At 41.9% G+C, this 20,295-nt stretch carries 18 protein-coding genes and 3 pseudogenes; 2 read left to right on the top strand and 19 right to left on the bottom strand.

Translation table 11 applies throughout. The features are described from left to right. Positions 1-50 precede the first annotated feature (50 nt). From LC048_RS06190 to LC048_RS06120, 15 genes and pseudogenes are all read right to left on the bottom strand, one after another. On the bottom strand, positions 51-1,295 hold the full coding sequence (locus LC048_RS06190; RefSeq protein WP_226602191.1) for a hypothetical protein: 1,245 nt from the start codon (positions 1,293-1,295) through the stop codon (positions 51-53). Further along, the gene (gene sigX, locus LC048_RS06185; protein WP_306049740.1) at positions 1,270-1,821 is read right to left on the bottom strand and encodes an RNA polymerase sigma factor SigX; all 552 of its coding nucleotides are present in this window, start codon (positions 1,819-1,821) and stop codon (positions 1,270-1,272) included. The genes LC048_RS06190 and sigX overlap by 26 nt, the downstream gene beginning before the upstream one ends. A 590-nt stretch (positions 1,822-2,411) precedes the next feature. Beyond that, positions 2,412-4,200 (bottom strand): annotated as a pseudogene (locus tag LC048_RS06180) (ATP-binding protein). Then, positions 4,197-4,914 (bottom strand): annotated as a pseudogene (locus LC048_RS06175) (response regulator). Before LC048_RS06175 ends, LC048_RS06180 begins: the two co-directional pseudogenes overlap by 4 nt. 112 nt (positions 4,915-5,026) lie before the next feature. Further along, on the bottom strand, positions 5,027-6,211 hold the full coding sequence (gene ccsB / locus LC048_RS06170) for a c-type cytochrome biogenesis protein CcsB (RefSeq protein ID WP_306049739.1): 1,185 nt from the start codon (positions 6,209-6,211) through the stop codon (positions 5,027-5,029). 12 nt (positions 6,212-6,223) lie between these two features. Continuing rightward, positions 6,224-7,849 carry a cytochrome c biogenesis protein ResB gene (gene resB / locus LC048_RS06165; RefSeq protein WP_306049737.1) on the bottom strand — a complete coding sequence of 542 codons (1,626 nt, stop codon included), beginning with the start codon at positions 7,847-7,849 and terminating at the stop codon, positions 6,224-6,226. A gap of 29 nt (positions 7,850-7,878) precedes the next feature. Beyond that, entirely contained in the window at positions 7,879-8,400 is a 522-nt protein-coding gene (resA, locus tag LC048_RS06160; protein ID WP_226602185.1) for a thiol-disulfide oxidoreductase ResA, read from the bottom strand. Between the two features lie 64 nt (positions 8,401-8,464). Further along, positions 8,465-9,190 carry a 23S rRNA pseudouridine(2605) synthase RluB gene (rluB, locus tag LC048_RS06155; protein ID WP_226602184.1) on the bottom strand — a complete coding sequence of 242 codons (726 nt, stop codon included), beginning with the start codon at positions 9,188-9,190 and terminating at the stop codon, positions 8,465-8,467. Positions 9,191-9,556: 366 nt separating this feature from the next. Next, positions 9,557-10,084, bottom strand: coding sequence for a spore maturation protein (locus LC048_RS06150; protein WP_306049735.1), 528 nt, complete (start codon positions 10,082-10,084; stop codon positions 9,557-9,559). A gap of 6 nt (positions 10,085-10,090) precedes the next feature. Beyond that, complete coding sequence (locus LC048_RS06145; RefSeq protein ID WP_226602182.1) at positions 10,091-10,678, bottom strand: nucleoside recognition domain-containing protein; 588 nt, start codon at positions 10,676-10,678, stop codon at positions 10,091-10,093. Further along, on the bottom strand, positions 10,671-11,807 hold the full coding sequence (locus LC048_RS06140) for a D-alanyl-D-alanine carboxypeptidase family protein (RefSeq protein ID WP_306049733.1): 1,137 nt from the start codon (positions 11,805-11,807) through the stop codon (positions 10,671-10,673). Before LC048_RS06140 ends, LC048_RS06145 begins: the two co-directional genes overlap by 8 nt. A gap of 252 nt (positions 11,808-12,059) precedes the next feature. After that, positions 12,060-12,548: a DUF3907 family protein gene (locus LC048_RS06135; protein WP_226602180.1), complete on the bottom strand. Its 489-nt coding sequence runs from the start codon at positions 12,546-12,548 to the stop codon at positions 12,060-12,062. A gap of 169 nt (positions 12,549-12,717) precedes the next feature. Beyond that, positions 12,718-13,137, bottom strand: coding sequence for a hypothetical protein (locus LC048_RS06130; RefSeq protein WP_226602179.1), 420 nt, complete (start codon positions 13,135-13,137; stop codon positions 12,718-12,720). A gap of 216 nt (positions 13,138-13,353) precedes the next feature. Beyond that, positions 13,354-13,947, bottom strand: a complete 594-nt coding sequence (gene scpB, locus LC048_RS06125) for an SMC-Scp complex subunit ScpB (protein ID WP_226602178.1) — start codon at positions 13,945-13,947, stop codon at positions 13,354-13,356. Positions 13,948-13,951: 4 nt separating this feature from the next. Next, positions 13,952-14,696, bottom strand: a pseudogene (locus LC048_RS06120) (segregation/condensation protein A). 202 nt (positions 14,697-14,898) lie between these two features. Between LC048_RS06120 and LC048_RS06115 the strand changes: the two are divergent. Both LC048_RS06115 and LC048_RS06110 read left to right on the top strand, forming a co-directional pair. Beyond that, on the top strand, positions 14,899-14,994 hold the full coding sequence (locus LC048_RS06115; RefSeq protein ID WP_226602176.1) for a YjcZ family sporulation protein: 96 nt from the start codon (positions 14,899-14,901) through the stop codon (positions 14,992-14,994). Positions 14,995-15,124: 130 nt separating this feature from the next. Next, positions 15,125-15,655 (top strand): DUF309 domain-containing protein, encoded by a 531-nt coding sequence (locus tag LC048_RS06110; protein ID WP_226602175.1) that lies wholly within the window; start codon positions 15,125-15,127, stop codon positions 15,653-15,655. Positions 15,656-15,669: 14 nt separating this feature from the next. Here LC048_RS06110 and LC048_RS06105 read toward each other — a convergent pair whose 3' ends face one another. The 4 genes from LC048_RS06105 to LC048_RS06090 form a co-directional block, all read right to left on the bottom strand. After that, positions 15,670-16,035, bottom strand: coding sequence for a GNAT family N-acetyltransferase (locus LC048_RS06105; protein WP_226602174.1), 366 nt, complete (start codon positions 16,033-16,035; stop codon positions 15,670-15,672). Positions 16,036-16,676: 641 nt separating this feature from the next. After that, positions 16,677-17,996: a diaminopimelate decarboxylase gene (lysA, locus tag LC048_RS06100; protein ID WP_306049729.1), complete on the bottom strand. Its 1,320-nt coding sequence runs from the start codon at positions 17,994-17,996 to the stop codon at positions 16,677-16,679. Positions 17,997-18,228: 232 nt separating this feature from the next. After that, positions 18,229-19,701, bottom strand: a complete 1,473-nt coding sequence (locus tag LC048_RS06095; RefSeq protein ID WP_226602172.1) for a spore germination protein — start codon at positions 19,699-19,701, stop codon at positions 18,229-18,231. After that, positions 19,685-20,263: a stage V sporulation protein SpoVABEA gene (locus tag LC048_RS06090; RefSeq protein ID WP_226602171.1), complete on the bottom strand. Its 579-nt coding sequence runs from the start codon at positions 20,261-20,263 to the stop codon at positions 19,685-19,687. Before LC048_RS06090 ends, LC048_RS06095 begins: the two co-directional genes overlap by 17 nt. Positions 20,264-20,295 lie beyond the last annotated feature (32 nt).

Below are 20,295 nucleotides of genomic sequence, written 5' to 3'. Positions count from 1 at the left end.
CAGTTATATCAAATCCACAAAAAAAAGAAAGACCTAGTAGCCTTTCTTTATTAATCAATATTTTTTTTGTTTGGAGCGAGTGGCAGGGGAAGAACTACGTTCAGATTAAAAGGTCCAAGCTGGTCGATGTTCGCATTTGTGAACCTGACTCCAGAGTAATCAAACTCCCTCGCTGTCATTAAGACTGCCTCAAGATTTGGCAGGAAACTATCGTCCAGGGTTGTATTTTTATCTAAGGTAATCTCTAATATACCATCTGCAGTTGTATTGGTTTGTGCCAAGCTGAAATCTTCCGGAAGTGATGCTGAGAGGTATCCTATTTCATCACCTTTCCACATCTGCGCGAAGGCAGCTCCTATTGTTTCATGCTGTTCTTTTGTCGGCACTAGGTACGGATTTGGCATACCTTCCACTGTCAAAAATAAGTATCCCCTTCTATTTTTTGATTCTGTGTTGAGTGGGAGTTCTTTCATTTGGCCATAGTTGCTTAATTCGATCCCTGGTTTGCCCTCTGTTGTGAGAACCATTTTATCTATACCTGCTCCAGAGAAATTTTGCGTCATCGATTCGACAAACATGATATTCGCTGCACTTCCATCACGATAAGGGTGATCTTGTTTCACATCCATGGTCAAAGTCTTCGTGGCTTCATCAAAGTTCCAGGTTGCATCCATAGGATAATAATCGGTCAATCCCCATTCCTTCTCCTTTAGCTTGGGCATCGTTTCGGTATAACTCTCTATCAGGGACTTGCCTTCTTCTTTCGGTGTTGTGACGGTAACCGGAACGATCGCCATAGCCTGGTCATCAGGAATTGCATAAGTGAAGGTTTCTGAAGTCTCAATGTCTACCTCTTCTGGATATAAAGAAATCAGGCCGTCATATGAATTTGCCTTATCCATTGCTGAGAACTCTTTGCTCTTTTTCTCAACATCACCATCGGCTGCATCCATCATGAGAGTGCTCTCCTCCTGGCTAGCACTTTCATTTGCTGTATCATCCCTGACAGCTGTATCCATCTCCATGGACGATTTGGCATCAGAAGCAGAATTGCTTTCCATGCTCTTATCGGCGGAGTGGTTCACACCCATCAATCCCGGTGAAAGGATGAACGCGAGGAATAGTACAGCTGCCAGTGCCGCACCCGGAATGACCCATGTCGGCATTTTTTTCCTTTTTTCAACACGATGGGCGATATTCTGATAAATGTCACGAGAGTCGCGATGATCTTTAACCTTAGGCATTTGGCCGAGGATGTCTTCTAGCTGCTTATCGCTTAGCTGTGACTTTTTCACTAGTCATCCCTTCCTTTTCAATCATTTCTTCCATCAGCTTTTTCAATGTCTTCAGAGCACGGTGCTGAGTCGTCTTTACCTTACTTTCCGTCCATGATAAAGCTTCTGCTGTTTCGCTGATAGTTAATTCATGTATATAGCGCATGATGATGACCATTCGCTGGTCAACCGTGCATTGGTCAAGGCATTTGTATATCACTTGAATCTCTTCACTTTGAAGTGCCATCTCTTCAGGAAGAGGCTGATCGTCCCTAACCTGCCGTGCAGACATATCAAAGGACTCAAGCAATCGCTGCTTCCAGCCCTTCTGTTTGCGGAAATGATCAATGGCGACATTTTTGGCAATCGAGAACAGCCATGTCTTTTCACTGCTCTTTCCCTCAAACCGGTCGTATGCCTTCAAAACACGAATGTATACTTCCTGTACAAGGTCTTCAGCAAGCTCCCTGCTTTTAACCATATAAAATAAAAATTGAAAAACGTCATGATGATATTTTTGATACAATTCATCAAAAACGGAGTTCATAGCTCTATTCGCCTCCGTATTCATTAGATTAGTCGTAAAGTATTAATAAAAGTTTCATATTAACTATATTATTTTTAGAATGGAAAAGAAAGGATTTTTCGGGGACAAAATATTTAATACAGATCCTTTAATTAAAAAAAATTCCCTAAACCTAACGATGGGTTTTGCTTTAAATGATATCCTCTATCAACGCTCTAATGGACCCTCTCTCTTTGTTTCCCCTCGAGTTTGTCCGATAGAAGGGTTCTAACGGACACCTTCCCCTCGTTCCTCTTGGAGTTTGTCCGATAGAAGGGCTCTAACGGACACTTTTCCCTTGTTCCCTTTGGAGTTTGTCCGATAGAAGGGTTTTAACGGACACTTTCCTCTTGATCCCCTTGGAGTTTGTCCAATAGAAGAGGTCTTACGGACATTTTACACCCATTCCCGTCTTTGTTTGTCCAATAGAAAGGGAGGCAGACTTTTCTTAGAGTTTACTACCACGGATTCATCTTGTCTTTCCTTTAGAAACACAAACAAGTCCACCCCAAAACGGCATGGACTTGAAGTTAATATTCATTGTTCCTCGTGAATCAAGAATAGTCGGCAAGTTATTCAATATTTCGAGGGATGAAAAAGGAAAATGTCGTACCTTGTCCGAGTTTGCTTTTTACAGAAATATTGCCTCGATGTGCGTCGATAATATTCTTGGCAATCGCTAGTCCAAGGCCGGTGCCAGATACACCGCGAGTCCTGGATTTATCGCCTTTATAAAACCTCTCGAACAAGAATGGCAAGTCTTCTTCAGGGATACCAGGTCCCTGGTCGCTTACTTCGAAATATAAGCCTTTTTCATCGGTTCTTCCGCTGACCACAACGGATGCCGAATCCGGTACATGCCTGATTGCATTATCGATCAGGTTAGTTAGGACCTGTTCGATGCGGTCTGGATCAAAACGGAAATCCTCTTCCTCTGCATTAACCTGGACAGATAACTCAATTCCCTTTTCCTTCGCCAAGCCATGGAATTTACGGATAATTCGATTTACATAGGGATTAATTTCGACAGATTCAACGTTCAGAAGGATATGACCTGCTTCCATGCGTGCCAGGTCAAGAAGTTCATTAACAAGGCGGCCCATCCGCAGGGATTCATCATATATGACCTTAGCCATTTCCTTCTTTTCTTCATCCGTTTGAGCGATGTCATCGACAATCGCTTCACTGTATCCTTGCATCATCGAAATTGGCGTCCTTAATTCGTGTGAAACATTCGCGATGAAATCTTCTCTCATCTTGTCAAGCTTTCGTTCCTCTGTCATATCCCGGACTACAGCAACAGCACCACGGATGAATCTTTTATTATAAAGCGGGCTGACGATGATCACCCAGGTTCTTCCCTGGGCAGTAATCTCACCAACCTGTTCTTTCTCCGTATTTACTGCGAGTTGGAATAACTCCATCACCTCAGAAGGGACGGCATCTGTGTTCTCGGAAGCAAGACCCTGTTCATAATACCAATACCTCAGGAATACTTCAGCAGGCGGATTCGTAATCAGGATTGTACCATCCCGATTGAATGTGATGACTCCATCTGCCATGCTGCTAAGGATGCTTGTCAGCTGTTCTTTTTCCTGACTCAATGCATTCATATTGAATTTTAGCTGCCTGCCCATCTGATTGAAGGCGGTTGCTAATTCCCCAATTTCATCATGAGTAAGGATTGGTACCTTTGTGTCGAACTTTCCTCTGGCTACTTCAAAGGCTGCCTCCCTCATTTTCCGCAAAGGTGCAGTAATTCTGGTGGACAGGAAAAAGGCAAATATGGTGGTAAGGACGATAGCGACTCCTGCAGCAAGCAAGATGAACTTGGTTGTCAGCCGGGTTGTCTCTTCCATCACTTCAAGGGACTGATAAATGAAAACTGCACCGTTCTCTTGCTCAAACTGGTCCAGCGGAACGCCGATCATTAAATATTGAGTATCATCAACTTCGTTTGATATCCCTGGCAAGGGCGTGATGATATCAACAGTCTTGTCCTTCTCAAAAACCGAAGAAAGATCCTGATCGTCCATAAAAAATGAAATTGGGACATGTGTCGCGTCGTCTCCACCAGGTGAGTAAAAATAAGTATCCCGATTTTTGATGACTGTTACCCTGGAGTCATCATCAACCATTTCCCATGCAATCTCCAGGCCCTAATTGTTCCTCCTGGCCAGGATGGTCTTCCAGAACCCTGGCTATTTTCTCTGCAGTATTGGTCATTCCTTTTCTGGTTTCATTAATGTGATAGTTCTCAAAGAACTCCATCAGCATGACTGTCAAGATGAATAACACAAATGAAACCAGTAAAAGGATGGTAATCCAAAGTTTACCTACTACACTGCGCCAAAACATCATTCATTGACTACCTCGAACTTGTAGCCAACCCCCCCAGACTGTCACGATCATTTTCGCAGCCTGTTCAGATACTTTATTCAGCTTTTCGCGCAGTCTTTTAACATGTGTATCGACGGTTCGCAAATCACCGAAAAATTCATAATGCCAAACTTCTTTCAATAATTGCTCACGATCAAAAACTTTATCTGGAGCTTTTGCAAGGAAGTATAGCAGTTCATATTCCTTAGGCGTCAGGCTCACTTCTTTGCCATCTGCCAAAACCCTATGGGCATCATTATCAATGGTTAAATGAGGGAAAACAATCACATCTTTAGCAGTCGTCTCTGTCTGCAGGTAGCTTGTGCTCGATGAACGGCGCAGCATAGCTTTGACTCTCAGGACAACTTCACGAGGACTGAAAGGTTTGACGATATAATCATCAGTACCGACCTCGAAGCCTTGTACCCTGTTCACTTCTTCGCCTTTAGCGGTTAGCATGATAACAGGTGTTGACTTCTTTTCACGGAGATCACGACAAACCTCGATCCCGTCTTTCCCAGGCATCATCAAATCAAGAAGGATTACATCATAATCGTTGGCAATCGATTTTGCCAGCGCTTCATTACCATCTTCTGCTTCATCAATTATATAGTTCTCTCTTTCAAGATACATCTTTAATAATCTTCTAATTCTTTCTTCATCATCCACAACTAAAATCTTCACGTCTTTTTCCATAAGGTATATCCCTCCCTGCGATTATTTTACATAAACATGCGCCTACTTGCCACGATTTTTTAAAAAAGGCCTTCACTTAAAACAGTGAAGGCAGTCATAAAATTGACACAAATCACGAACCTGCATAAGAATGCAGACCTGCAATAACTAGGTTAACTGCAACAAGGTTGAACATGATAATGATAAAGCCAATTACCGCTAGCCATGCAGATTTTTCACCATGCCATCCTTTTGAAAGGCGCAAATGCAAGAAAGCTGCATAGAAAAGCCAGGTTATCAATGCCCATACTTCCTTTGGATCCCAGCCCCAGAAGCGTGTCCAGGCAATTTGGGCCCAAATCATCGCAAAAATCAGACCGCCAAGCGTGAAGACCGGGAAGCCGATTAAAACGGAACGATAGCCAATCTCATCCACGAGATCCATGTTGATATTTTTCGTCCACGGTTGTAATGCGGCAGCAACGCGCTTGCGCAGGATAGCTCTTAATAAAAGATATAATACTATACCCGCTGCGAGCGACCAAATAACAGTATTCAATTGCTTAGCATCGATAAGTGCAGGTGTTTGGAACAACGGTTCAAAGCGTTCCTTGTCTGTTATCTCAAACTGATGGGGTCCAACAAGAGCTGGAACTGTATATTCTTCAGTAGCGGGCTGGTCATCCTTGTTGATGTAGTTAAAATTCGCTGAATAATCTGTAGCTGCGAAGAAACTCGAGACAAATACGAAGCCCAGTGTACTGATCAATCCAAACAAAACAATCTCAAGCCATAAAGTACTTTTACTTTTCTTAGTCTGGTCTACACTTTTCACGAGATAGATCAGTCCTGCAGCAAAACTGATAGCCAGGATTGCCTGCCCGATTGCTGTTGTCGTTACGTGTATGTGGAGCCAGTAACTTTGAAGTGCCGGAATTAACGGTGTAACATCCCTTGGGAACATGCTTCCATAGGCGATGATTAAAGCAGCTACCGGCAATGTGAACAATCCCAGCAATGGAGTTTTATACATGAAATAAATAACGATAAATGCCCCAACCAATGACATTCCGAAAAATGTTGTGAATTCGAACAGGTTGCTGACTGGCGCGTGTCCGGAAGCAATCCATCTTAAAATGAAAAATGTCAACTGCGAAAGGAATCCCGCAATCGTTACAACAAGTCCAATTTTCGCCCATTTATTAGGGGTGTCCTTTTTATCATGCCTTTTATCTTTAATAGCTCCCCCGAAAAACAAAATACCGACTAGATAGAGGATAAATGCTGCAAACAGAAAGTTAGAACTCAATTCAACCATTATTTTCCCTCCTTACTCCTTCTTTTCTTCTGACACCTGGTCTTCTGGAGCAGCTATTCCTGAATCTGAAAAGACATCTTCAAGCTCCCTTTTTAAGCCGTGCCAGTTTTTGTTTGTATGAGCGGCTGTCCACACCTGGTTATTTATTCTTCTCAACCATATACGTCGATGATTCCAATACGCCCCCTGGATTACACCGATCATGAATATTAATCCTCCAAGCGCGATGATCCAAAGAGTATGGTCTTTTCTGACAGTCAGAGCGGTAACATTCTTCGTTTCGATCCCATTGAATGTCATCTTGTAATCATTTTCACCCAATGGTTCGAGATTTTGCCTGATGGCTACGAAACTGACTTCCCCTTCAGGCTTTTCCGGGCTGAACATCTTGAAGATGAACGCAGGATTATTCGGGATTCGCGACTTTGTAGCAGGTTCCCCATCTTCATTGAACTCAAAATCGGGGAAATAGCTCATCACTTCGACTTTGTAGCCTTTCCCTAATTCGTACTCCATTTCAGTGCCATATAAATCTACAACTACATCACCAAATTGTTCATTCGTTTTTTTATTCTCCAGTTTGAACGCCATTTTGTTCATTTCATCAAGCTTATAATCAACCTGGTATAAAGCAAAGCCATCTATCTTCAGCGGCTTATTGACCTGAATTGCCTGGTCACGGATTTTTTCAAGTTCAGGTTTTTCACCAGGGACAATTACTCCCTGCCTTTGATATAACGTGGCATTGGTTTGATAGTTTTTAACAACCGTCCCTGCCTTGTTAATCGCATCCTGGAAAACTTCCTCATCTTTTTCCTTGTCATATACTTCAAAGATAAATTGATTGTTTTCAAGATAATAGCGGCCTTCAGTCCCAGGAATGGCTTTTGTCTCGCCTTCCCTTAGCCAGAGGATTTCATCGATATACATCCCAGGTACGAACCTCAGCATGCCGCCAATCAGAAAAATGATTAGTCCCAGATGGTTTACATATGGGCCCCATCGTGAAAAGCGATTTTTCTCCGCAAGAATGTCATCATTTTCCTCACGCAGCTTATACCGTTTTTTGGTAAGGTTTTCTTTGATTTTCCCTACTGCTTCATCAGTTAGTACAGCATCTGAAGTGCTGAACATTCTCTGGCGCTTCAAAAAGCTTTCATGCCTCGATACTCGCTGGTTTTTAAGTGATCTGTATAATGGAACCACCCTGTCAATACTGGCAATAACAAGTGATATACCAAGCGCAGCGATTAATAACAAATACCACCATGAACTGTACAGGTTATGGAAACCAAGGTCATAATAAAGCTTTCCTAACCAACCGTATTGCTCTTCATAGTATTCCCATGCGGGCATGACTGGCGGAATGTACATTTCCTGTGGAAAGATCGTTCCTAAAGAGGATGCAATCAAGAGAATGACGATCAGCCACACTCCTACTTTAACCGACGAAAAGAAATTCCAGATTTTATCGATGATTGTCTTGTTATATGTTTGGGAACGGCGTGCGCTTCCTTCATAACGCATATCGACTAGCTGTTTTTCTTTCTCCTTTTCCTCCAGCATTCTTCCGCAAGATTCACATAGGATTGTTCCCTGCGGATTTACATAGCCGCACTCGCATTTTACTTCGTTCATAGTAAAAACTCCCTGCTCCCCTTACTTTATTAAGGTTTTATCTGCTCCATGAAATCACGGACTGTTTTTTCATCTAATTCACCAGTATGACTCCTTACGACAATTCCTTCTTTATCAATCAAAAAGGTTATTGGCAAGGGGTTGATCCCATATGCTGCCTGAACTGGTCCCTCGTCGATCATCACTGGAAATGTCATACCTTTCCGTTCAATAAACCTATTAACGGCAAGTTTCGATTCACCTGAGTCAATTGCCAGGACTTGAACACCCTGGTCCTTAAACTGCTGATACTGCTTTTCAATATAAGGCATTTCTCTCTCACATGGCTTGCACCATGTTGCCCAAAAATTAAGAAAAACTCCTTGTCCCTTATATTCGGAAAGCCTGTGCTTATTGCCTTCCATATCTACAAGGACAAAATCAGGAGCAGGTTTTCCAATCACAATCTTCTGGTTTTTATCCTTATTCATGTTAGCGTATAAAGTATAGCCAACAGCCAAAACCATAACCGCGAGAATAATAGTTCGAGTGATTAGACGCTTCTGCTTCATTCCCTAAACCTCCCACCGTATTTCTCCCTTATTATAACATTCTAACTATAACAGTGTTGAAAAGTTAAGATTTTTTCATAGCCAATACACGAAGCTGCTTGACTTCGTGATGTGTAAGCTCTCTGATTTCCCCAGTCCTTAAGCCATTCAGCGTCAGGAAACCGTATTTTTCCCTTTTTAATTTCAATACAGGATGCCCGATGGCATCGAACATTCTTCTGACCTGTCTATTTCGGCCCTCATGAATCGTGATTTCGACAATTGCTGTATCCTTCTTTTTATCAACACTTAGCAATTTTATTCTAGCCGGTGCAGTTTTTCCATCTTCAAGCATGACGCCTCGAGCCAGGCTAGTCAGCTTTTCCTTTGAAGGAATTCCTTTTACCTTTGCCACATACATCTTATCAATCTCATTGCTTGGATGCATGAGCAAGTTTGCAAATTCTCCATCGTTCGTAAGCAATAGCAGCCCTGATGTATCATAATCTAGCCGCCCAACGGGATAGATCCTTTGTTCGATCGTTTGAAAAAAGTCGGTAACAACCTTCCGGCCTTTATCATCATGTACACTTGAAATAACACCGCGGGGTTTATAGAACAAGAAATATACTGGTTCTTCCCCTTCAATCTGGACTCCATCAACTTCAACTCTGTCAGATGGGGTCACCTTCCTGCCAAGTTCCTTGATAACACTTCCATTAACCCTGACTCTTCCTTCGAGGATCATTTCCTCAGCTTTTCTTCTCGATGCTATTCCTGCATGAGCAATAACTTTTTGCAGTCTTTCCATAAGGTCACTCCTAATTAATATCAATTAACTATGGTTAATATTTATATCTAATCCATCCTTATGAATTATGACATAACTCTCGCTGTTTTCAAAGTAAGCAATGGTGTAAAAAGTGAAAAATAAATAGGGAAAGTTAATGGTTCTTTAACAAAAGTTCGTTTTATAAACCTACTGTAATATTATTTTATCCTAATAATTGATTGGTTTGCGAATACTGAGGTAGCGATTTTTACTATGTTTGGCTCTGTTATTTTAGATTTTTGTTAAAAAAAAACAGAGAAGATACCTGCAGCAGGTATCTTCTCTTTATGATAGACATATGAGATTTCATTTTGTGCTCTTGCATGTGTTAATAATGGCTTTTTTTTAAAACATAAAAGCAACTACAATTATTGCAGTAATGATCGCTACTGCATCTGCTAGAAAGCCGACTTTGAGTGCGTCTCCCATTTTTTTTATGCCGACAGCGCCGAAATATACAGTTAGGACATAGAATGTCGTATCGGTGCTTCCTTGGAGTGTGGCAGCGAGTGTTCCTATAAAAGAGTCCGGACCATGTACCCCTATTAGGTCGCTCGTAATTCCGAGCGCTGCTGTCCCTGAAATTGGCCGAATCAGCGCAAGGGGGACGATTTCAGCAGGGATCCCTACCATCTCAAGACCAGGCCGGAGCCAATTGACCATTACATCAAGTGCGCCTGACGCTCGAAAAACAGCAATGGCCACCATCATCCCTACAAGAAATGGCATGATGGAAACGGCCATTTTGATACCTTCCTTACCGCCTTCTACAAAACTTTCATAGGTGGGGACTTTTTTATAGGTTCCATAAATCAGGATAAAGGCAATCATGACAGGGATGAACCATAGTGATATGGCAGATACAATTTCCATTTGGATTTACCCCTTTTTGCTTCTTCTGTAATAAAAGAAACGGTCAATTAATATCGCTGCAACTGCAGAGACAGCGGTCGCCACAAGAGTAGGTCCAACGATATCCGTTGGATTGGCTGAGTCATAATTCATCCTGATCGCGATAACCGTCGTCGGAATGAGGGTGATGCTCGCTGTATTGATTGCAAGGAAAGTGATCATCGATCGGCTTGCTTCATTCTTCCCATCATTCAGCTCTTTCAGTTCTTCCATTGCTTTGATCCCAAGAGGTGTAGCGGCGTTCCCAAGTCCGAACATGTTGGCAATCATGTTCGACAGGATATAGCCCATCGCAGGATGATTGGAAGGTACTTCAGGGAATAACTTTGAAATCACCGGTTTAAATAAAGTGGAGAGCTTTGACAATAGACCTGAATCCTCCGCGATCCTCATCATTCCAAGCCAGAATACAAGGATGCTAATCAAGCCGATACTAAGGGTAATGGCTTCCTTTGCACCAGTAAAAACCGCTTCGTTCACCTCAGCCATTGTGCCATTCACCATTGCAAAGCCAAGTCCGATTAAGATCATAACCACCCATATATAATTAACCATGATTCTTGATTCCTGCTATTGATGTGAAGATATTCTTAAAAAGATCGAAGAAGGACTTTTTTTCTTTTGTCTCCACCTTGAAATAGACAGGCAGACTTGCAATCTGCTTATCATCCAGGTAGACATTTGCCCGACCTGCAATCGAATTTCGCATATCCTCTTCATTTTTTTCAGCCTTTTTCAATCGATATTCTACTTTGACCTTGTCTTCTTCCTCTGAAGTTAGCGGGTAAACAAAGGAATGATCCAGGTAAACTTTATTCTTATAATGCGAATCCTTTATCCCTGTCACTTTACCTTTTGAAAGAATCTCTGCGACATCGTAATTTGAAAATCCTGTTTCAAACATCTGGATGTGGTCATTCCAATCATCAGGTGCATTAAGTGTCACTGCGATCAACTCAAAATCGTCCTTTTTTGCTGTGGAGACTAAAGTTCTTTTCGCCCGCTTTGTATACCCGGTTTTTCCGCCAGTACTAAACTTATATTTCTCTGTCAGCAGCCTGTTTTTATTTTTCCATACCCTGTCCCATGTTTCTGTTGGATTAGGAGCCCGGTGTATTTTTGTACCGGAAATTTCCTTGTAAATCTCATTTTTCATTGCATAGCGTGTCAGAATGGTCATATCATACGCTGTGGACACGTGGTCTTCGTGGTCATCCAACCCGTGTGGATTTGCAAAATGAGTATTTTCCATGCCGATTTGCTGCGCTTTTTCGTTCATTAGGTATGCAAATCCATCCAGACTGCCGCCTACGTGTTCCGCAATTGCAACAGCCGCATCATTGCCGGACCTCAGCATCAAACCATACACAAGATCCTCGAGCCTGATCTTTTCTCCGGGCTTCAAGTAAATCGATGATCCTTCAGCACGGACAGCAGTCTCGCTTACCTTGACCTTTTCATCCAGCATGCCCGATTCTATCGCAAGGATGGCCGTCATGATTTTAGTAATACTGGCGATTCTACTTACTCTGTGAGCATCTTTTTCAAATAACACCCTGCCAGATTCCTGTTCTATCAAAACTGCGCTTCTGGCACTTACCGACACAGAAGCCTGCACTGTTTGAGGAATGCAGTATATCAACAGAGTGGTAATTAACAATAATTTCATCCAATTCCTTTTCATTGACAGACCCTCGTCTCCTTTGGCAGTTTGTACAAGTTTATGCAGGACAAGGAGTGTTATGACATAAAAAGGTGATTGCCTCACAGGATGGACTGACAGAAATCCTAAGTTACAACCAAAACCAAAAGCGCCAGCGTCTCGAGGTGACTGGTGCAGTAGCTGTGTAAAGAAAACCCGTATAGATATCCACACTAAAATTTTCTTGTAAAATGAAAAAAGGAACAGCTGTAAATAGCTGTTCCCTTGTTTAGGTTATCTTGATTGGAGCATTTTTGTACGGTAATCTGTTTCATAGTATTCCAGTTCTTCCCGGCTTCTTTGAAAACCGTTTTCGAGGCTGACCATCAAATGGTGTACTCCAGCTGACACTGGTTGTCTGAATTTGATGGCATTTTTCCCTGTATAAGCAGCCCTGCTGTCTTCATACCAGGCATCACTTTTAGGTGAGAAGAATTCTTCAATGCATTGATAGTATATTCGATATAATGTTTTTTCAGCTGCAGGTTTTGAAAAAACCTCTGCATGAAGGATCACCTTGCAGGCATCTAATCCTTCCTCACAGTAAACAGCCAGCTTGCGAAGGCTTGAAAGAATCGTTTTATAGTATTCTTCGTCTGCCTGCTGCTCTTGTTTTAGAACTTCAAGAGTTGTGACATTCAGGTAGTTCTCAAGCTTAACTACAGTATCTGCCAAGAATTCTTTTACTTCCTCAATTTGTGTTTTAACTATCGTATTCCCCAAATTGACACCCCCAATGGATTTTTACCATAACTTTTTCGATAGTTGTTGCTTTACCATCAATATTAGCAGTCGACACTATTCAGGAACCAGGCTTTAGATCATATCCCGCAACCAAGAATCCATTAAAGCTAAAGGCAAAGCCAGCAAAGTTCACGAAAACAGCCTTGTTCTATACCGGCTGGACAATATAATCCAAGGGAGAGCGCACTTCAAAGCTGCCTTTTTGCTCGATACCCTCGAATACTCCAGGAATCTTGCTATAATCCAGTCCTTTGAATATATCCGCGAACTCTCTCTGTTCATTTATATATACCCTTTTCCGATGGCGATATCCCGGATTTTTCAATAATGCAGCAAGTGCTACCAAATCCCTCATATATACATCCTTCGTTCCAGCCTTGAAGATTGGGTCCTGTTCAAATGGAGTGATACTTCCAGCCAACTCATCAAAATACCTTACATAAAGAACATGCAGGGTCTTCTCCTTGCCATCTTCCACAAAAGTCACTTCGCTTCGGTTGAAAAAATCCTCCGAGGTGTTTGATTTTTCTTTTTCAAGTTCATAACCAATACATTGCTTAATAAGCATGGTATTCCTCCCGTTGGACATTCATTCTTAAATCCTTATAAGAATCGCACAGGCGACTTGACAAGCGTTGCCCTTTATCAAAAAATATGTAGCATCTTATAAAGAGTAGAAAGAAATGCTTTTCCAGAAGAAGCCTGCAGTGCGGCATCCAAATTAAAGCATTTCCCAAATAATTATTTTGATTTTATCATATATTCCAAACTTTGTGCACAAAAGCTATTGATCTGTTTCCATTGTTTCCTGGAATTTCTCGAAGAATAGATCCGCGTCATCCTGCAATTCGTCATCCTCAATATGATCCGGCAGAGGAGGCAGTTCGCTAATATGTTTCAAGCCAAAATAGTCAAGGAATTCTTTTGTCGTTCCATATAAAATGGCCCGTCCCGTTCCTTCTGCTCTTCCAACCTCTTTAATCAATGCCCTTGAAGACAAAGTATGAAGCGGCCTTTCCGTTTTCACTCCGCGTATTTCTTCGATCTCTGCTCTTGTGATTGGCTGCTTGTAAGCTACAATCGCCAACGTCTCAAGTGCTGCTTGCGACAGATGTGCCGTCCCTGGTGATTCGACAAGCTTCTTTAAATAATCAGCATGCTCTTTTTTAGTAGCGAGCTGGTAGGTTCCTGCCAGTTGGACGATTGTTATACCGCGGTTTTCATCCCTTTCATAATCCCTCTGAAGTTCAGATACAATTTCGTTTGCCTGGATTTCATCAACTTCCAGAACAGAGGTAATCTGCTTCAGGCTCAACCCTTCATCACCAGCTGCAAAAAGAAGGCTCTCTAATATCCCTTTCCACTTCACTATTCCCACGCTCTTACTCCTTTCTCGCTGTCATATATATTTCAGCAAAGTTTTGTTCCTGTTCAACGTCGATTTCTTTCCGTTTGATAAGTTCGAGAATTGCCAGGAAAGTAACGACAATATGTTCACGGTCAGATTCGGGAAACAGGTCATAGAATTTTTTCCTTGTGCCGCTAATTTTCAGGAAACTCAAGACTTCGTCCATCCTTTTTTTCTATGGAAATTTCCTGACGGGCTATTTTAGTCGATATGGGCCTTTGTAGTTTTTTCCTTCTTAAAAGCTTTTGAAATGCACCAAGCATGTCATACAAAGATATATCAAGATTAGTATTTTCACCTTTTATTTCATCAGCATACTCTGTAAGGTCACTTGGAGGTTTGGTATACATTAATCCCCGTTCCTCCTCAAGGGATTTCAGGTCAATTGCTGCCTCTTTGAATTTCTTATATTCAATCAATCTTTCCACGAGTTCATTTCGCGGATCCTCTTCTTGATCAAAATCAAATCCATCTTCCAATTCTTCTTCATGCTTAGGAAGGAGCATCTTGCTTTTTATTGCCAACAGCGTCGCTGCCATTACAAGATATTCACTTGCGACATCGAGCTGCAATTCCTTCATCGCATGGATATACATTAAATACTGTTCAGTTATTTCCGCAACAGGTATATCATAAATATCAATCTCCAAAGTATTGATCAAGTGCAGAAGTAAATCCAACGGGCCTTCAAAGGCCTCAATTTTCACGTTATATTGCATTATTTCCCACCAAAATTCCTATAATGAACTGCATCATTATATAAGTATAGTAGATTAACTTCATGTTATCCATTACAAATTTATAAGCACAAATATCTAGTTCATCCTTAAAAATACAAGCTTGCGCCCAAACCCTTCTCATCGTACCTGCATATGCTGTAATTGTATATTAGGCTATTTCACTAATAGGAGGTAATGCTAAATGTCAGATAAAAAAGGTTATGGATACGGAGCTGGATTTGCTTTAATCGTCGTGCTTTTCATTTTGCTCATCATCGTTGGTGCAGCCTGGTTATAAGCTAAGATAATTTGAAAAGCAATGAGTAAATGCCCGGCACCAGCCGGGCATTTTTAGCTTTGCTGTTTTCTTGTTTCATCATTTTATTAAATTTATGCTAAGCTAGGGGTACTTGATTGGGGGTTATTACATGACAAAATATCCATCATCCTATATACAATTCCTTTCTCATTTCCACGGAGACAGGGATTATTTTGAATGCCATGAGATCTTGGAAGAATATTGGAAAGCAACAGATTCTGGCAATAAAAAATCGATTTGGGTAGCACTAATCCTTTTGGCTGTGTCAACTTACCACCATCGCCGCAATAATTTTCCTGGAGCAATTAGGACTTTAACGAAAGCAGAGGAAATTTTTGCAGATACAAAAGAATCAACAGCAGAATTGGGAATCGACCCTGAGCTTTTGACAGAAACACTGTCTAAAAGAAGGCACACCCTGCTCAACAACGCTCCTTACACCAGCTTTAACCTGCCCTTATGCGACACCGAGCTTAAAAGACTTTGCTATGATGAGTGCAGAAATAATGGTTTTACATGGGGAACAAGCAGTAATCTGCAAAATCCAGACTTAATCCATCGGCACTCCACAAGAGATCGAAGCGATGTCATTTCAGATCGGCGGATGGCCCTTGAGGAAAGGAAAAGCAGAAAAAAATAAAAAGGCAGTTGGATTTAACATCCACTGCCTTCTACGCTATTGCACTTTTCGAAAAAGGAAGCCGTCTCAGCATTCGCAACTGCTTTCCATTCAGGAAACATCTCCTGCAGGGAATTGACCATACGCTTTCCAATCCCTTGATGGCGATGTGAAGGGTTCACTGAGATGTGAAGAAGCTGCATGATTTTATCTTCAGTGAAGTTAACACCCAATAGCCCGATGATATCTTCACCTTCCTTCCATAAAAACAGCTGCCAGGAATCATCTGTTTCATAATTCCTCATTGTCTGCTGAAGTTTTTTCAGATCCTTCTCATTTGGCATGAAAGATAGCAACCCCATCGCAATCTTTTCAAATGCCTTTTTATATCGAATTAACATAGATATCCCTCATTGTGGTTTGACAGTAATAATGGAATGATAACAAAACCATTTTTTCCATATTTCATCCAACTTAAACCTTTGCTTCCCGGAAATAGAAAGCACAAACAATCAAATGTTAAAACTTCATTTTGATAATATATGTTTTTCCGTCATTTATGGTTCTTCATTTTAATTGAATTGATAATATCATACATAATCTGTACCGATACTTCAAATCTTTTTCTGTGGCTATTGTCCTGGCACGATAAAAAACCAATAGTATGCTCCCCATCCAACAGACATCAATAATAATAACACAAATAGCAGCCAGTTGTTCTTTTTCAAACCAGAATCCCTCCCAATCAGTAATTCTACAATAAGACCGGGATTTTAGCCAACTTAAACAGGATAGCGCATGCGCCTTGGTTAGCCCCGACAAGCGCTGGAGGGCCTGACAGTGAAGTCGTTCTTTGACTTCATTGGCAGGACCGAAGCGACTCGAGGGGCTAGGCGCTGGAGCTGGATAAAGGAAAGCGCATGCGCCTTGGTTAGCCCCGACAAGCGCTGGAGCTAGATTAAGAATACTACATGTAGTTATCCACACCTGTACAATTTTATAGTTCCCCGCTTACCAACCAAAAAAAGCTGCGGAGTGCAGCTTAATTTTTCACCTTTTCTTTAAAAGGAAGATCCAATTTCACCATGTCTTCAAATGTTTCACGACGGACCACTAGCGTATCTTTGGAATCCTCCAGGAAAACGACCGCAGGCCTTGGAAGGCGATTATAGTTATTGGTCATTGAATAGCCGTAGGCACCTGTACAAAAAACAGCCAAAAGATCCTGGTCACCAGACTTTGGCAACGGAAGGTCCCAAATTAGCATATCTCCCGATTCACAACACTTACCGGCAATCGATACGGTTTCTTCAGGATTGTCCATTACCCTGTTTGCAAGAACTGCTTCGTATTTAGCCTGGTACAATGCCGGGCGAATATTATCACTCATTCCCCCGTCGACAGCTACGTACTGGCGGACATTCGGAACATCCTTTCGAGAACCGATACGGTAAAGGGTCGTGCCGGCATCTCCAACAAGGGAACGTCCTGGCTCGATCCAGATTTCCGGCATAGTCATCGAATAGTGAGAAGCTTGCTTTTTCACCTCAGCAATAATTTCCTCTACGTACTGTGCTGCTGGAATAGGATCATCTTCTTCTGTATAGCGAATACCAAAACCGCCGCCGAGATTGAGGACTTTGGAATCAAAAGACAAATCTTCTTTCCACTGATGCAGTTTTTCAAAAATTTTCTGTGCAGCAAGTATGAATCCTGTTGTTTCAAAAATCTGTGAACCTATATGGCAATGCAGTCCCAGAACATCGATATTCTTGTCATCAAGGCAAAGTTTCATAGCTGTATCAGCCTGTCCATTCTGTAAATCAAATCCAAACTTCGAATCTTCCTGGCCTGTTAATATATAATCATGTGTATGTGCTTCAATACCTGGTGTAACTCGTAATAAAACCTTGATTACCTTACTCTTCTCATTGCAAATATCCTTCAGCATTTCAAGTTCATAAAAGTTATCGACTACAATACAGCCGACATTGTTTTCAATAGCCATTACCAGCTCTTCCCGGCTTTTATTGTTGCCATGAAAATGGATTCTTTCTGTGGGAAAGCCAGCAGCTAGCGCCGTATAAAGCTCGCCGCCAGAAACGACATCAAGCGAAAGGTTTTCCTGCGCAGCCAATTGCACCATCGCAACGGTTGAAAAAGCTTTGCTAGCATAAGCTACTTGAGCGGTAATCCCAGCAGTCTCGAAAGTCCTTTTGAATGCTCTTGCACGTTCCCGGATCAAGGCAACGTCATAAACATACAGCGGGGTTCCATATTTTTCAGCCAAATGGATTGTATCAACACCGCCAATCTCCAAATGCCCTAGTCGGTTAACCTTTGCAGTTCCATGAAATTCCATGTTGTCCCCTCATCCCTTGCCTATCATTTAATTTGAGCTTGTTTTCTTATTGTTCTGTTATTTCAGCATAAACTTGTTTACATGCTTCGGTATCAGAACGATTAGCCGTGAAAATAAATAAATAGACAGTTCCCCTAATGAACTGTCTATTTATTTTTCGCTTTAAGTCTTTAGTAAATTAAAAACACTTTATCATAATTTGAGGGAACGCGCAATTGTAACATGGTCAGGACTATGATGGCTGCTTGTAGCGATTCCGTGCATGAACGATGCTTGGACGGATTTTCGATCCTGGCACAGCTCTCCTGATTATAATCTGCATGAAGGCTACAGGATGAAAAGGAATAAACGGCCATAGGTAAGGAGTGTTCAGGGATTTAATACTTGCAAGCATCAGCAGCCAAACGGTGGTTCCTGCTACAAATCCCGGTACATGGAATAAAGCAGTCGAAATCAACAGGAATACCCTTCCTATTTTGTTTGCTATGCTAAGTTCATAACTTGGCGTTGCGTAGGTCCCGATTGCCGCCACAGCAACATAAAGGATGACTTCTGGCACAAATAATCCTACATCGATTGCGATTTGCCCGATCAGGACTGCAGCGATTAATCCCATCGCTGTTGAGAGAGGTGTAGGCGTATGAATGGCCGCCATCCTTAGGAACTCAATGCCTCCATCTGCAAGCATGATCTGCAAGAAAATCGGAATATTGGAATCTTCATTCGGCCCGATAAATGAAATTTTATCCGGAAGCAGATCTGGATTCTGCACAAATAAATACCATAACGGCAAAAGTAATAATGAAGCAAGCACCCCAAGGAATCGTATCCAGCGAACCATTGTGCCGACACCAGGTGACTGCCTGTACTCTTCAGCATGTTGAAGATGGTGGAAATAGGTCGTTGGCGTAATGATGACACTAGGAGATGTATCCACATAAATCAGGACATGTCCTTCTAACAGATGGGTCGCCGCTACATCGGCACGTTCAGTATACCTTACGAGTGGGTAAGGGTTATAACCCTGTTTTACAAGGAATTCCTCAATGGTCTTATCTGCCATCGTAATCCCATCTATTTTGATTGTATTTAGTTCCTTTTTGATGACCTCAATCAAGTCCGGATTCGCAATATCTTTTATATATCCAATTGCAACATCTGATTTTGACCTTTCGCCAACCTTCATCATTTCGAAACGCAGGTTTTCATCCCTGATCCGTCTTCTTGTTAATGCAGTGTTGACAATGATATTTTCTACAAAGCCATCACGAGATCCACGCACGACCTTTTCGGTATCAGGTTCCTGGGGTTGTCTTCCGGGATAGCTTCTTACATCGACTACGAGTCCGATTGATTCACCTTCAACCATTATGACAATAAGTCCAGAAAGAACCTGATCGACAAGTTCATCCATCGTTTTGATTTTCTCGACGGATTGGTGGGTAATTCTATTTTCAACAATCTCCTGGAGATGGGTTGAAAGCTTTTCGTTATCATTAATATCCACGAGTTCTTCAACGATATGTACGATGAAGCTTGTATCGCACAACCCATTCACATAATAAAAATGGACATTTTTCTTCAGGATTTTCAGCTTTCGGACTCCAAGGTCAAAACTGGTTTCAAGGCCAACGTGCTCTTTCATATACTTTTCAGCTTCGTCCAATGATCGCGGGATTGGCAGCTTGTCATTCTTCTCTGGCATAGAATCCGCTCCTTTCAAGGATGATTTCCACTGCTTTCTTCGTTATCGGCGAACCTAATTTATAGTGGTCACGCCTTGCCATTTTACCTATATCACCTATCCCGATAATTAAGGGGACATCAAGCGTATCCAAGCAGTACACTGTATCTCCATTAATTCTCCCCATCTCAAGTTCTTGCAGCCCATGCTTATCAACACCATATGGCGTGAGTTCACCATCCCGGTCTATACAAAAATCAACCCGGCTCCATTCCGCCATATGTGTTTTCGATGCTACGGCAATCGCTCCGAGTACCTCAATGTCCTTATGCTCAGCTACGTATTTCAGCGCTTTCTCTCCGGCTCCTTCTCCAAGAAAACCACTGTCATCAAACATGACCAAAACTGGATCCTCCGCTGCTTTTTTGATCAATTTAACAAGCTGTGGCCCAGAAAGGACAGTAGGATTTCCATGTGAAAGAGAGATGCACCGCCCGCCAACATCTGCAGCCACACTCTCAACCGCACGCCGAGCGTAATCATCACCATCTGTAATTAAGATTACCTTCCTTTTCTCGGCCATTTTTTGCCGTCCTTTCTGCAGCTCATTTCTCT

Origin of the sequence: Mesobacillus subterraneus, from assembly GCF_020524355.2 — a bacterium.
Taxonomy (GTDB): Bacteria; Bacillota; Bacilli; order Bacillales; family Cytobacillaceae; genus Mesobacillus; species Mesobacillus subterraneus_C.
Note: the sequence above shows the minus strand (reverse complement) of the source record. Positions and strands in the feature narration are given on the sequence as shown.

Excerpts from the sequence above, each read along its gene's own strand:
- LC048_RS06150 (WP_306049735.1), bottom strand. The coding sequence starts at position 10,084 with ATGGAAATTGTATCTGCCATATCACTATGGTTCATCCCTGTCATGATT.
- LC048_RS06105 (WP_226602174.1), bottom strand. The coding sequence starts at position 16,035 with ATGTTAATTCGATATAAAAAGGCATTTGAAAAGATTGCGATGGGGTTG.
- lysA (WP_306049729.1), bottom strand. The coding sequence starts at position 17,996 with ATGGAATTTCATGGAACTGCAAAGGTTAACCGACTAGGGCATTTGGAG.
- LC048_RS06115 (WP_226602176.1), top strand. The coding sequence starts at position 14,899 with ATGTCAGATAAAAAAGGTTATGGATACGGAGCTGGATTTGCTTTAATC.
- sigX (WP_306049740.1), bottom strand. The coding sequence starts at position 1,821 with ATGAACTCCGTTTTTGATGAATTGTATCAAAAATATCATCATGACGTT.
- ccsB (WP_306049739.1), bottom strand. The coding sequence starts at position 6,211 with ATGGTTGAATTGAGTTCTAACTTTCTGTTTGCAGCATTTATCCTCTAT.
- LC048_RS06140 (WP_306049733.1), bottom strand. The coding sequence starts at position 11,807 with ATGAAAAGGAATTGGATGAAATTATTGTTAATTACCACTCTGTTGATA.
- LC048_RS06145 (WP_226602182.1), bottom strand. The coding sequence starts at position 10,678 with ATGGTTAATTATATATGGGTGGTTATGATCTTAATCGGACTTGGCTTT.
- LC048_RS06095 (WP_226602172.1), bottom strand. The coding sequence starts at position 19,701 with ATGCCAGAGAAGAATGACAAGCTGCCAATCCCGCGATCATTGGACGAA.
- LC048_RS06110 (WP_226602175.1), top strand. The coding sequence starts at position 15,125 with ATGACAAAATATCCATCATCCTATATACAATTCCTTTCTCATTTCCAC.
- resA (WP_226602185.1), bottom strand. The coding sequence starts at position 8,400 with ATGAAGCAGAAGCGTCTAATCACTCGAACTATTATTCTCGCGGTTATG.
- rluB (WP_226602184.1), bottom strand. The coding sequence starts at position 9,190 with ATGGAAAGACTGCAAAAAGTTATTGCTCATGCAGGAATAGCATCGAGA.
- LC048_RS06130 (WP_226602179.1), bottom strand. The coding sequence starts at position 13,137 with ATGCTTATTAAGCAATGTATTGGTTATGAACTTGAAAAAGAAAAATCA.
- LC048_RS06090 (WP_226602171.1), bottom strand. The coding sequence starts at position 20,263 with ATGGCCGAGAAAAGGAAGGTAATCTTAATTACAGATGGTGATGATTAC.
- resB (WP_306049737.1), bottom strand. The coding sequence starts at position 7,849 with ATGAACGAAGTAAAATGCGAGTGCGGCTATGTAAATCCGCAGGGAACA.